Source organism: Paenibacillus sp. JJ-100, from assembly GCF_948329825.1.
GTDB lineage: Bacteria > Bacillota > Bacilli > Paenibacillales > Paenibacillaceae > Paenibacillus.
In genome coordinates this window covers 199687-213460 of sequence record NZ_CAOJCM010000006.1, presented here as the reverse complement: position 1 = coordinate 213460, position 13774 = coordinate 199687, and the positions used below count along the sequence as shown (strand labels likewise).

12 protein-coding genes are annotated in these 13774 nt (G+C 45.8%); 5 read left to right on the top strand and 7 right to left on the bottom strand.

The window, feature by feature from the left end:
- Positions 1-8 precede the first annotated feature (8 nt).
- Complete coding sequence (locus PQG66_RS20700) at positions 9-665, bottom strand: TetR/AcrR family transcriptional regulator (RefSeq protein ID WP_272039700.1); 657 nt, start codon at positions 663-665, stop codon at positions 9-11.
- Between the two features lie 270 nt (positions 666-935).
- On the opposite strand from PQG66_RS20700, the gene PQG66_RS20695 reads away from it, so the two are divergent.
- Together PQG66_RS20695 and PQG66_RS20690 are read left to right on the top strand one after the other, a co-directional pair.
- Complete coding sequence (locus PQG66_RS20695; protein ID WP_272039699.1) at positions 936-2108, top strand: FAD-dependent oxidoreductase; 1173 nt, start codon at positions 936-938, stop codon at positions 2106-2108.
- 54 nt (positions 2109-2162) lie between these two features.
- Positions 2163-2858 (top strand): TetR/AcrR family transcriptional regulator, encoded by a 696-nt coding sequence (locus PQG66_RS20690; protein ID WP_272039698.1) that lies wholly within the window; start codon positions 2163-2165, stop codon positions 2856-2858.
- 249 nt (positions 2859-3107) lie between these two features.
- On the opposite strand, the gene PQG66_RS20685 is transcribed toward PQG66_RS20690, so the two are convergent.
- The 3 genes from PQG66_RS20685 to PQG66_RS20675 all read right to left on the bottom strand — a co-directional run bounded on the left by PQG66_RS20685 (position 3108) and on the right by PQG66_RS20675 (position 6762).
- Complete coding sequence (locus PQG66_RS20685; RefSeq protein ID WP_272039697.1) at positions 3108-4409, bottom strand: ABC transporter substrate-binding protein; 1302 nt, start codon at positions 4407-4409, stop codon at positions 3108-3110.
- A gap of 635 nt (positions 4410-5044) precedes the next feature.
- Entirely contained in the window at positions 5045-5881 is an 837-nt protein-coding gene (locus PQG66_RS20680) for a carbohydrate ABC transporter permease (RefSeq protein ID WP_272039696.1), read from the bottom strand.
- The gene (locus tag PQG66_RS20675) at positions 5881-6762 is read right to left on the bottom strand and encodes a carbohydrate ABC transporter permease (protein WP_272039695.1); all 882 of its coding nucleotides are present in this window, start codon (positions 6760-6762) and stop codon (positions 5881-5883) included. The genes PQG66_RS20680 and PQG66_RS20675 overlap by 1 nt, the downstream gene beginning before the upstream one ends.
- 143 nt (positions 6763-6905) lie before the next feature.
- Here PQG66_RS20675 and PQG66_RS20670 point away from each other — a divergent pair, with 143 nt between their 5' ends.
- Positions 6906-8744, top strand: a complete 1839-nt coding sequence (locus PQG66_RS20670; RefSeq protein WP_272039694.1) for a cache domain-containing sensor histidine kinase — start codon at positions 6906-6908, stop codon at positions 8742-8744.
- Between the two features lie 5 nt (positions 8745-8749).
- Complete coding sequence (locus tag PQG66_RS20665) at positions 8750-10378, top strand: response regulator transcription factor (RefSeq protein WP_272039693.1); 1629 nt, start codon at positions 8750-8752, stop codon at positions 10376-10378.
- Positions 10379-10390: 12 nt separating this feature from the next.
- Here the strand turns inward: PQG66_RS20665 and PQG66_RS20660 are convergent, their stop codons facing one another.
- A complete protein-coding gene (locus PQG66_RS20660) occupies positions 10391-11356 on the bottom strand; it encodes an arsenic resistance protein (protein ID WP_272039692.1) in 966 nt (321 codons plus the stop codon).
- A gap of 237 nt (positions 11357-11593) precedes the next feature.
- Here PQG66_RS20660 and PQG66_RS20655 point away from each other — a divergent pair, with 237 nt between their 5' ends.
- On the top strand, positions 11594-12352 hold the full coding sequence (locus tag PQG66_RS20655; protein ID WP_272039691.1) for a tryptophan-rich sensory protein: 759 nt from the start codon (positions 11594-11596) through the stop codon (positions 12350-12352).
- A gap of 129 nt (positions 12353-12481) precedes the next feature.
- Here the strand turns inward: PQG66_RS20655 and PQG66_RS20650 are convergent, their stop codons facing one another.
- Positions 12482-12856 (bottom strand): RidA family protein, encoded by a 375-nt coding sequence (locus tag PQG66_RS20650; protein ID WP_272039690.1) that lies wholly within the window; start codon positions 12854-12856, stop codon positions 12482-12484.
- 165 nt (positions 12857-13021) lie between these two features.
- A complete protein-coding gene (locus PQG66_RS20645) occupies positions 13022-13708 on the bottom strand; it encodes an oxidoreductase (protein ID WP_272039689.1) in 687 nt (228 codons plus the stop codon).
- Positions 13709-13774 lie beyond the last annotated feature (66 nt).

Below are 13774 nucleotides of genomic sequence, written 5' to 3'. Positions count from 1 at the left end.
CGCTTCGCTTAACGAAGCATCTGACAAAATGTATGTGCCGACTGTTCAATAATACCCAGATCACGAGAAGTTCCTGCTAGAATCAGCGAACCTTCCATTGCAGCAACAAATAGCGCAGCGGCCGCTCCAGGATCTATCCCTTTGCGAAATTCTCCGCGTTCCACCCCTTGTTGAAGCAACTTCTCCACCATAGGAACAAGCTCTTGGAAAAAGGTCGAGATACTTGCCTTCACCTGGGAAGCATTCTCAGGCGCCTGCATGTAAAGTGTGACAAACGGACACGTTCCTTCAAAGTTGCGACTCTCTATGCCGGCCGAAAGCAATGACAGGAATGAATGGATTCGCTCCTGTACCCCACGCTCCCGCTGGCTGAGCAGTAGATACAGCTCTGATTCGTATTGAGCGATCCAGAACTGAACAACCGCCTGAAGCAGTTCCTCCTTATTTTTAAAATGATAATAGATGTTGGACTTAGACACGCCACTTACACGCACTACCTCATCCATGCTGACATAAGCATAACCTTGCCGGAGAAATAGCTGCGTAGCGACTTCCACCGCTTTGGTACGGTTAACGGGATTCGCATGTCTGGGATTGGAGCTTCTAGACTTGGACGGTTCAGAGGATTTGGAAATCCTTTGTTGTGATATATTGTCTTTATTCATGAATAGAACTATATAGTACTATTTTAACAAAAGCAAGCACAACGTTTAATAAAACCACATCACTAGCATATTCACGCAAGAGTTGTCCACATTTAGAGCATATACTCACAGGATATCCACATGTAGTATTAACTCGGTGTAAAAATCATGTTTTATTTAGAAAAATAAGTTGATATTAAACGAACTACGTTCTTGACGAACACTGTTCGTGGTGTTATAAATGTAACGAACACCGTTCGTGAAACCGATATACAAAGGAGATGTCTACAAATGACACCAGCCCATTCAAAAACACAACGTCGCACCGCAATAATTGGAGGTGGACCAGGAGGTCTGACACTTGCCCTCATTTTACAGGAACATGGCATTTCCTCGGTTATTTATGAGCGTGACCTAGAGGACAAAAGCCATGAACGGGGAGGCTCTCTAGACATTCATGAAGATTCCGGGCAATTGGCTTTGAAGGAAGCCGGATTATATGAGGCTTTTCAGATGGCAGCAAGGGCTGAGGGAGAAGACTTCCGTCTCATGGATAAAAAAGGCAAGATTTATATCGACGAAGTGGCAGATGGAAATCTTTCAGACGGACATGGCCGTCCAGAGATTGACCGTGGTGTACTTTGTAATTTGCTCTTGAACAAATTAGATCAGTCTAAAATAAGATATGGCTATAAACTTGATAAAGTTGTTTCTCTAGGAGATGGCAAGTCTGAGCTTCATTTTGACAATGGAAATGTAGAAGTGGCCGATCTTGTAATCGGAGCTGATGGCGCCTTTTCTCGTGTTCGTCCTCTGCTCACGGATATAGATGTAGAATATTCAGGTCTGACTATGCTGGAGCTTAACGTTATTGCGGACCATCATCCAGATTTAGCAGCGTTTAATTCACGTGGTAAGATGTTTGCACTAGAGGATCATAAAGGTATTTTAGGTCAGTTGAATGGCAACGGACGGATCAAAGTATATGCCAGTTTTAAGGTTGAACGGGACTGGTTAGATCACATCCGGAACGATAACCCACAGGAAATGAAAGCAAAATTGCTTGAGCTTTTCCACGATTGGAATGAGTCGCTGCAAAATTATATTCGTTATGCGGAAGACAGTATCTTACCAAGAAGAATTTACATGCTGCCAGTCGGTTTTAGATGGGAACGCAACCCTGGTATCACGTTGATCGGTGATGCGGCTCATGTCATGTCACCTTTTGCTGGAGAAGGTGTAAACCTTGCTATGCTGGATGCATTGGAGCTCGCTCTTGCACTTGTAAGAAACGAAAATACCGCCCAGGCAATTGAAGAATATGAGGAAAAAATGTTTCAATATTCCTCAGAGAAAGCTGCTGAGTCTAATGAAAATCTTATCCTTTGCTTCTCTGATCATGCTGCACCAAAGCTGGCTCAATTAATGCAATCTTATCACGACAAGTATGAGCAGCAAGCATGATGTTATCTTGAGCTATATATTTACTATTAGCTTCCGTTATGCTATAAGAAAAGTATGATGAAACCTAAACGTGAAATTGTGAGTCGACGTAATCGACCATCCAAAGAACCACTGAGCCATGAACTAATTGTAAAGACTGCCTATGATTTGTTAAAAGAGGAAGGAATCTCTGGCATGAGCATGAGGAAGATAGCCAAGCACCTCGACACAGGTCCTTCTTCTCTTTACGTTTATGTTAAAAATTTTCAGGAGTTAAGCTCTTATGTACTTGACTATGGGCTGGGAGAGTTAAACTTACCCGAGCATACGGAAGATAATTGGAAAGAACAATTATTCCAAGCACTACACGCCTATGCTAAACTACTTATTGAACAACCTGGATTGGCTGAGCTGTCCCTTCAGACAATTCCCATTGGAGATAATGCCTTTCGTCTGAATGAATATTTGCTTGCCGTATTACAAAAGGGTGGAATTTTTTCTACCTCCGCTGCTTGGGGAACAGATCTTTTGCTTCTATATGTGTCTTCAGTTGCCTTAGAGAAGGCTACGAGATCAAACGAGCAAATGGTAACTATTCAGAATTCTTACAATGACGCAGATCCGGTTCGTTTTCCGCTAATCCACAGTCTAAAGAAAGAATTATTTTCGGGAGATACTGTTTCTAAGGAAAGGTTCTTCTGGGGAATTGAAGTGATACTTCAGGGAATTTTGCAGACACACCAGAAAGATAACAGCTTTACAACAAATTAAAAAACATTGTACTCATGTTATATTTCTCGAGGGACAAAAACCTATTCCCATTGAAGTCGCTAATTAAGCGGCTTTTTTATTTTCAGATATGATCTACTCTCCGAGCAAAGAACTAGAGGCACACAACAAAGAAGCCAGCTGCCACTAGGCAACCGACTTCTGGAGCGTGTGAATTAAACTCTTTATTATTCACTTTATTATTTACTTTGTTATTTACTTCGCTACCTACTTGGTTATCAACTTCCTTAATTACTTTTTCAGACTGTCCCAGTTCTGCTGCAAGCCATCCAGCAACGCGTTCTTATCCGATTTGCCTGCCACATATGCTTGGATCGTGCTGCCGAACTCTTGCGGAACCCCTTCTGGGAAACGGTTAAAGTTCCAGCTTAACGTTTTATTTTCCTGACTGTATTTCATGATATCTGTTGCCAGATCGCCAAGCTCCTCCTCAGATGCCTGAATGGAACTGAATGCCGGAATAAACTTGAACTCTTTCGTCAAATAGTTCTTGCCAGTGTCAGATGTGACAAGCCATTCCAGAAACTCTTTTGCTTCCGACTTCACTTGTGAGTTCTTATTCACAACCCAAAAGTTAGGCACACCTACAAACAACTTGTCGTTAGGTTCATTCGTAATCGGCATCGGCAGAATGCCCAGATTCAGATCAGGATTAATGCCGTCGATTTGTACTTGTGTCCAGTTTCCTTGCTGCATCATAGCTGCTTCGCCACTAGCAAACAACGTTACTTGTGTATTGTAGTCCGTAGTCAACGGATTTTTGTTGCTGTATTTCAGCGTCAGATCAAGCAGATTCAGCCAGTCATTAAATATAGGGTTACCCGGAATTTTCTCATTTCCTTCGTTCAGTCCTTGAATAAATTTGACCGGGTCTACTTGATTCGCAAACGCTACATTCACATTATGATTGCCCAGCACCCACCACTCCTGATATCCGTTGGAGAAAGGCGTAATGCCTGCGTCCTGTAGTTTCTTTGCTGCTTGGTCCAGCTGTTCCAATGTGGTTGGAATCTCAGTAATGCCCGCTTTGGCGAATAAATCCTTATTATAAATGAATCCGTATCCTTCCAGGGCGAGCGGCTGACCATAGAGCTTGCCGTCCTTGGTCATCGGCTCTTTGGCCACTTCCAGTACATCCTTTGTCCAAGCTTCATCGGATAGATCCTCCAGGTATTCAAGCCAGGTATCCAATTCACGGTACCCACCGACGTTGAAAATATCTGGTTGTTCGCCTGCGGCAAACTTGGCTTTTAATGCAGCGCCATAGTCACTACCGCCACCTACCGTCTGAATGTCCAGCTTAATGCCTGGATGGGATGACTCATACTCTGCTTTAAGGCGATTCAATGCTTCAGCAATTTCCACTTTGTATTGGAAAATTTTAATTGTTTTGGTGCCAGCCGCAGCTTCATCACCGCCTGTTTGAGCATCCGTATTGACGGGACTACCGCTTTTGTCCCCGTTCCCGCAACCTGCAAGCATGACTGAAAAAGCAATGAGCATCAGCAATGTTAACTTTGTCATTCTTTTCATAGATACACTCTCCCTGTAAGTAGTTTCACTTTTACCGCCTGCATCTCTTGCTTACAATAAACAAATTGAATTAAAGAGATTTACACGTAGCACTCCAATGACAGAACAATCTTCCAATCGCTGTTATCCCCAGATTTTTTTGATTCCTTTTGCTAAAGGGAAAAATCCGGTGATAAAGGCGACCGCTTCGCTTTTTCAGTTTTTTTCTGTCCTCTCCGTTTCTGTGTAAATGAATAACCCCAATTTATATAGATGAACTAACGCATTTTCCATAAATGGTATGCGTAGTTGATCACAGATTAACGGTTAAGCCATCTCTTGTCTTTATGCCTTTGATATCGGAGGGGCAGTCCTCCTACTTGACTCTATAACGACATTTTACAGAGCTCCACCCTGTTCGCCCTAGGCTTCCCCTGTCTTTTCCGCCTTGCTCTGGCTCATCTGCCCAAGCCCTGCGGGCAGGTGAGCCTTCTGCCCACCTCCGTGCGAGGCAGGAGCGGAGGCATCATGATGCGCTGGAGGAGCGGAGCGTTCGCCTTTGAAACTCGGGGGCTTCCTTGCCTCAATCATTCAGGCCCCCGAGGAGCAACAGCGACCGAAAGCGCACATGATGCCAGAGCGACCAGCCCGCGCACCTATCCTTTAACTGACCCTGCCGTGATGCCCTGAATGATATACTTCTGCATGAGCAGGAAGAATATGATGATTGGCATGATCCCAAGCACTAAGGCAGGCAGCGCCAGATCCCACTGCTTCGTATATTGACCGAACAGCGCAAATGTAGCAATGGGAATGGTTCGCAGATTAGAGCTTTGCAGGATCAGGGATGGCAACAGATAGTCATTCCAGATCCAGAGCGTATTCAGAATGATGACGGTTACATACATTGGTTTCATTAATGGGAATACGATCCGGAAGAATACCCCGTAGACGGAACTCCCATCCACCCGAGCCGCTTCTTCAATCTCCACAGGAACCGATTTAACAAATCCATGGAACAGAAAGATGGACATCGGTGCACCAAATCCGAGATAACAGATGATGAGTCCACCCAGACTGTCGATCAGTCCCAGATTGCTGGTTACCGTAACAAGTGGAATCATGATAGACTGGAACGGAATCACCATTGCGGCAATGAACAAACCGAATAGAATTCGGTTAAATCTTGTATTGCTGCGGACCATCCGATACGCGGCCATGGAACTGATCAACACCAGCAAGAGATTGCTGACGATCGTTACGATCAGTGAGTTCAAGAGAGCGGATGGAAAGCTGATTTTTTCCCAAGCATTGGCGTAGTTACCCCACTGGAACACTTCCGGCCATGCAGCCGAATTGGTGAGCAGGTCTCCAAAGGTCTTGACCGAATTCACAAACAGGAAGTAAAACGGAATCAGGAACAATAACCCGATTAACACCATGACAATCTCGGTTACAGCGGTACCGAAGCGGTAATTCTTCGATGTTTCCATCAGGCTTCAACCTCCTTGCTCTTCGTTACACGTACCTGAATCATGGTGATAATGGCAACGATGACGAAAAATATAAATGCTTTGGCTGTTCCGATACCGTACCGATTGTTCACAAAAGCTTCATTGTAGATATTAAGTGCAACTGACTCTGTTGATCCAAACGGTCCCCCTTTGGTGAGCGACAGGTTGAGATCGAACATTTTGAAGGACCAGGAGATCGCCAAAAACAGACAGATGGTTACACCCGGCATGATGAGTGGCAAAATAATGCTCTTCAGCACCTGCCAACGGCTGGCTCCATCGATCTCGGCAGCTTCCAGCAGATCAGGTGAAACATTCGTCAAGGATGAGATGTAGATCACCATCAGATAACCTGCCGTCTGCCATACGAAGACGATGACGATGCCCCAGAACGCAGTGGGTTCGTCCCCCAGCCAAGGGAGATTGAAGAAGGACCAGCCGGTCACGTCACCCACTGCTGAAAACCCTTTCACAAATATGAATTGCCAGATAAACCCGAGCAGCAACCCGCCAATGACGTTAGGCATGAAAAAGATTGTACGCAGGATATTTCTTGTCTTCAGTGGTTTGGTCAGGAAATAGGCCAGGAAAAACCCAATGACATTCGTGAGGATCACCCCGATCACCGTGAATCGCACCGTGAACCAAAATGCGGTCTGGAACTTGGGATCGTTTGCAAAAACATGCATGAAGTTATCCAGTCCAACCCAGTTAATGCTGGCAGATACACCGTTCCAATCCGTAAACGAATACACCATGCCAAGCAGGAAAGGGACCACGATGATGAGAATAAAAAACACAACAGAGGGACCCACGAACACGAGCTGCTGTAACAGCTGTGAAGACTTGCGATGCTTCATATCGTTCTCCCCTTCTTTCGATGGATGATATCGGTCTCTTGTTCTATTAAACTCGATAATCGTGAAGGGAAACACCTACAGTCTTGAACAGTTGGGTGTAAAATATTGTCCTCTCATGACGATCAGCCTGAAGGGGTGTAGTGATGTCCAAATATTACAGTATTCGCACGAAGCTAATTGCCTTTATGCTCATTGCAACAACTATTCCGCTGCTGACATCCATCAGCATGACCTTTATTCAGACCAAATCAGCCTTGCGTGAACAAGCACTGGAGGAGAATAAACGGCTCATCTATCAGGCTTCAACCAACCTTAATAATTATGTAGACAATGTGGCGCGGGCCTCTCTGGCGGTATATAACGATCCCAATTTCCTGCGAAATCTGGCTAAACTCCCTGGGGATTATCGGGCTGTGGCCGAGGTCTACACTACACTGCAAACCATCAGGGCAGCCATACCGGACGTATTTCAGCTCTATTTACATTCGTTTGTATCTGATCAATCCACACTGATTACCAATCCTTTCCCCAAAAGGGAAGAACGCAAGCAAGCTTATTCCAATTCATTGCATGGCAAGATGGATAATGGCAGCTCCGATATCTGGTTAGAATCTGCCCATATGAGTCATACCTATGGCTTCAAGGCGGCTTCTCCTGATGATTCACCAAGAACAGTCATTACGCTTCACCGAATCATTCGGGATACTCCCTCCCCTGAACGTTTAGGTGTACTTGCCATTGACCTCAACATGAACAGCATTGCAGCGATATGCAACCGGCTCTATGATTCAACTAAAGAACAGATCTATGTCGTGGATGGAGAAAATCGGATTGTCTATCAGGGACATTCGGAGGTATCAGGAGCCAATGCAGGCGGACAATTGCAACCAATGGCAGCTAGTAGCCTACAGGAAGCACGAAACCTTGCAGGTACAACGCTTGCTATGGCTGGACATTTTGAACAGGATCACTCCATCTATGTTTACCAGCAACTTGGAAGCAACTACGCGGATTGGACCATTATCAAGCAAATTCCGAATGAAACATTATATGAAAGAGCAACTGCGCTTACATGGAATAATGCAATCATTGCCATTGCAGCACTTATGCTCGTGATCGTGGCTACATTATTTATCTCGATCCGAATTACAGGCCCACTTAAGCAATTAATGCGATATATGAATCAGATTCAGGCAGGACGCTTACATGTGGATATCCGCCTGTCAAGTCGGGATGAGTTCGGGGTGCTTGCGAGACATTTCCGGGATATGATGGACACTGTGAATAACTTGATTTTGCGAGAATACCAGCTGGAGATTGCGAACAAGACCAATCAGCTCAAAGCATTACAAGCTCAGATTCATCCTCATTTCCTATATAATACTCTGCAGTCTATCGGTACACTGGCCTTACAGCAACAAGGAGAGCGAGCATACACCTTACTTTCCTCGCTGTCCAAAATGCTACGTTACAGCATGCGAGATCAGACCTGTGTAACACTCCGTGAAGAAGCTGAACACGCTCGATTATATCTGGAATTACAACAGGAGCGATTTGGTGAACGTCTGGAGGTACACATGCATTTTGCAGAAGATACACTAGCTGCCCAGATGCCCCGGATGACATTGCAGCCTCTGATTGAGAATTATTTCAAACACGGAGCGGACGTTCAGCCTGGAAAAGGATTGATCTCCATCACCAGCCGTCGTGTTGACCGTCATTTGATTGAGATTGAACTGATTAACAACGGACCAACCATACCTGAAGATAAATTGCTTGAAATACGAGGATGGCTGGAGCATCAAGAAACGTTATCAGATACTACTCCTAAGGAGTCAGCAAGGTCGGAATCCATCGGCCTTCGCAATGTGATACGCAGACTTGCACTCAACTCCCATCCCGGTCAATCTGCGGAGATCAAAATCAATAATATAGACACAGGCGGTGTGAAGCTTCAAATCAAACTATATGTGGGAGAGTGAACAGCATGAAAGCACTGCTTGTTGATGATGAACAGCATGTCCGCCATGCCATCCAGCTTCTGGGTCGTTGGGATGACCTGGGAATCGATGTATTGCTGGAAGCTGCAGACGGAAATGAAGCGATTGAAGCAATTACAGTCCACCAACCGCAAATTATACTCAGCGATATGCGCATGCCTGGCATGGATGGAATGGCGTTGCTTGAATGGATCTCTGTCCATTCCCCTCATAGTAAAGTCATTGTCATTAGTGGATATGATGATTTTGAACTGGTAAGGCATGCGATCCGGCATGGCGGCATGGACTACTTATTGAAACCTGTCGAGGCTGACGAACTGAATGCCGCCTTAGTCAAGGCAGTTCATGCCTGGAAGGAGGAGCATACCTTACGTACGGAGTCCACCAAACAATCCATCGTCGTGAATCGTATGCGCCCGCATTATCAGGACCGCCTGCTCACCGAGCTGGCGGTCGGCAGAGGTAACACCTCTGCTCATATCCAGCAATTGCAGGAAGAACTTGATCTGCCCTCTTCTATTCCGATGTGCTGTGTTGCCGTCACCAGTCTGTCTCATCTCGATGCGGATTGTCTGGCTAAATATCGGAGTCAGCCGAACTTGCTCGTATTCTCAGTACTTAACATCTGTGCAGAGATGATGCGTACACCCATCGAAGGCGTTACATTCCACCAGCTCAATCAGCCTGATGAGATTGTATTGTTGCACTGGGGCACTCAGTCTTCGCTGGAGCGTATTCTGGAACGTATTAACGATGGGCTAGAGCAGACCATTCAGCGCCGGCTTCATTTTGGTCTATCCACTTGCGAGAATTATCCTATAGGGATTTCGACAGCATACCTGGATGCAAGCTCGAAATTATGGAGACGCAACATCGTCCTTACGCAAAATCTGATTCACTCTACAATTGAATCTTCGAGCAGGATCAAAGGAAAACGACTCGCCGCTTTTGAAGAACCTATGCGCATAGCTGCTTTGAGTTGTCGTGCCTCTAGCATATCTTCTATCGTTGCTGAATGGCTTGAACCATTCACCAAGCTAGAGGTGATCAGCGCCGAGCAGCTGCAACAATGGATTCAAGAGCTCGAGTGGATGCTTAGCTGCTGGTTAGATGATGCAGAAGGGCCGATATCCCATGACGAGGAATCTGCTGAGGACCAGTTTCCTCCGTTTGCCGAGTTGCCCCTCGATCATGATGGCCTGATTTCATTCCCTCTGCTTCGGTCACTGCTGGAGCAGCGTTTACTCGCAGCCGGAAAGGCGCTCACTGCCCAGCATCACGCATACCCTGATCCGATGAGTGAGATTGCCCGTTATATGGATGCTCATTATCAAGAGGATTTGTCACTACAGCAATTAGCCGCCCGCTTTTATCTGAGCAGGGAGTACATTTCACGAAAATTCAAACAGCAGTTTGGACTCAACTGGTCGGAATATCTCGGTAAACTGCGAATCAACAATGCCAAGCTACTGCTGCAAAATCCCTCATTACGAGTTGCTCAAATCTCAGAAATGGTCGGTTTCCAGGATGAAAAGTATTTCAGCAAAGTGTTCAAAAAAACGGAGGGCATAACGCCTGCAGAATATCGCAAAACCATGCTACAAACGGGTTCATAATAACGGGACTGATCACTCGTCCCGTAAGATGACTTTGGGCACAAGCCGAATATAGATCAGTTCTCCTGCGAGTTCTATTATCGTCTGTGTGACGATGACCGCCGCAGCGATAGTAGCCCATTCAGGCGACAGTGACAGTGCTAATGGTAGGACAACCAATGAATTACGAGTCGCAGCACTAAAGATTAATGCCCGGCCAGCACCTGGTTCCAGTTGGAAAAGCTTTGCAATACATCGGGAGATGACGGGCATAATGATTAGAAAAGCAGCATAGATCGGAATGACGCTTGCAATGATGCTCAGATCTTTGTAGACTTTGCCCACTTGGGAAGCTACTACGAGGATCAGCGCGAGAGCCATCATCGGAACCGGAAGCCAAGCCGTGGCTTGATACAACCTCTGCGCGGTTCCGCCTTTATTAGACCATAGCTGTGTCACTACTGCGAGCAGCAACGGAACCACAATTAGAAGCAAAAAAGCTTCTATAAATGGCCCTGTCTTCATGATGGTAGCTGCATCGCTCCCCATAAATAACCATAGATAAAGCGGAAGCAAAATCATCTGAACCACAAACAGCAGCGGAGTGGCTGCCAGCATCAGCTTCTCATCCCCCCGCCCCAGTTGTGTGAATACGATAACATAATCGATACAAGGGGTTAATAAAACAAGGTAAACTCCCAAAAGTACGCTTGGAGATTGAGGAAATATCAGTGTAAGCAGCCATACCACCGCAGGAACAACGATAAAATTAGCTAGGAGCAGTGCAACCATAAAACGCAGATTAGACCAAGACGCTCGAAGCTCCATAAACGGAATTTGAACAAACATACTATAGAGCAAGACAGCAAGGACTGGAGAAACTGCATACTGCAACATATCTCCCCATACCGGAGCAGCCAGTCCAATTCCTGCACCTGCGAACAAAGCTACTACATAGAACCAGGTTTGCTGCTTCTCCATCGTTTCTTTAGTTAACATGCCGCTTTTACTCCCCCAATTCTTAAATCAGATATGATATGGACATATTCAAGGTCGCCGTAGCGTACATTGGACAGAGTGCATCTCACTCCAGTAATTCCCATTAAAATGAGGAGGCTGGAAACTCGATCAACTCTTTATTTTAATTGTGGATTATTAGAACGAGACGTTAGTGGGTATATTCATTGTAGACTGACCCGTGGTTCATTACATTTCTTAAACCAAGGAGGAAACGCAATGTCCCGTAACAATCCGTATAAGTGGTTAAACGCCATCGGTTTTATTGTTGTGCTTGTTGTGAACTATCTTTCTAATGCGCTGCCGATCGGCGGCAGAACGAACAAGGAAGTCTCCGATATGTATCCTGTACTGCTGACACCTTCGGGTTATGCCTTCGCCATATGGGGCCTGATCTACCTTCTCCTGGCAGGCTTCGTCATCTATCAGTTCGTCCCTGCATCTTGGAAAAATGACACCATTTCCCGTCTGGGTTACTGGTTTCTCGCCAGTTGTGCTTTTAACGTAGCATGGATTTTTACTTTTCAAAATCTGAAGACTGGACTGTCACTTCTGATTATTATATTACTTTTACTTAGTCTCATCGTGTTGTATGTCAAAACGCGCATGATTACTAGACCAACTACTGCAGAAAAATGGCTTGTTCAACTGCCATTCAGCATTTATCTGGGATGGGTCAGTGTCGCAACCATCGTCAATACAGCCGTTTATTTGTATAAAATCGGGTGGGATGGCTTCGGGATCAGTGAAGTAACCTGGACCATCATCATGTTAATTGTCGGTATGGTTCTCGCTGTGCTTGTTAGCTTCCGTTACCGTGACAGTGTATACCCACTTGTATTCACATGGGCCTATATCGCCATTGCTCTGAAGCAAAAAGATATTACTTCCGTCTATTATACGGGAATCATTATCGCTATTGCTCTGGCCGTTTACGCTGTATGGCTGTTCTTCGCCCGCAATCAGAACCGAGGTTGAATACCTCCTCTACTATAAACAATCCACAGCAAAAAGCCGATTCCAGGTCCATTGACCCTTCGTCGGCTTTTTGCTGTACACTCATACAGAACAGGATCACCTGTCCTATGTAGGGCTGAGTATCATACTCTATTTCAGCGCAATGACTTCAATCTCTACCAGCGCGTCCTTTGGCAAACGCGCCACTTCTACGGCGCTGCGTGCCGGGTAAGGCTGAGTAAAAAAGCTGCTGTACACTTCGTTTACCGGAACAAAATCATTCATATCCTTCAGGAATACCGTTGTCTTCACAACTTTATCCATGCTTGTGCCTGCTGCTTCTAGAATAGCTTTCACGTTACTTAGAGACAAACGAGTCTGTTCCTGTACATCCGCACCAAATTCCCCCGTTTGTGGGTTCAGACCAAGCTGACCGGATGTGTAGATAAAGTCTCCTGCAGCTACTGCCTGACTGTATGGACCAATGGCGCCTGGCGCCTGTTCAGTCGAGATTGCTTTCTTCATTCGACGGTTCTCCTTTGTGTTAGCTACCCTGCTCCCCGTAGGAGACAAGGCTCGCTTTTATTTTGAATCCTATTATATCATGCTCTTCATTCGGACAAGTAACGCTTGTTTCCGCTGAAGCAAAGCGCTAGTAATGGAGTGGTATCCACGACGCGACAAGCGGTATCAGCTGGCAGCATCCTGTACCCCGAGCGCATGAATGACTTCATTGGAATATATATGATTGCCTCTAGTCTGAACTATGGCGATATTTCTCATGGCTTGTGCAATCGTTAATGCATGAATTGCCCGGTACTTATCTAAACGGCCTTTCATCCAGCGATCCAGAAAGGTCATGATCTGCGCAGCAAACTGTTCCCCCGGGCGCTTTTCCCCGCGCTCACCCAGAATAAGTGATGGACGAAAGATGTGCAGAGTACGGAATCCAACATTCGTAAGTGCATCCTCCATCTCACCTTTGGTCCGACTATAGAACACACGTGAACCTGCATTTGCTCCCATAGAGGAGATCACTAGCATCTGTTCCACGCCATGTTGCTTCGCGAGCACCGCAGCACGAACCGGGTAATCATAATCGACTTCACGGAATTTGTCTTGACTGCCGGCTTTTTTGATCGTTGTGCCCAGACAGCAATACAGATCGTCTATGCCCTCAAACAGGTGACTCTGCAGCTCCAGTTCCCCCCAATTCACAACGTATTGCTTCAACTTAGGGTGTTCCAGATGAAGTTTACGCCTCACCAGTATGCGAACCTCGCTGTACGCTGGGTGTTCCAGCAAGCTTTGCACCAGATGCCCACCTACCAGTCCAGTAGCGCCAATGATCATCGCTTTGCGTTCAGGATGATTCATCTCTCCATCCCTCCCATCTATTCGTATCCATATTGGGATACACCGTTATATTGTATATGTTGATTC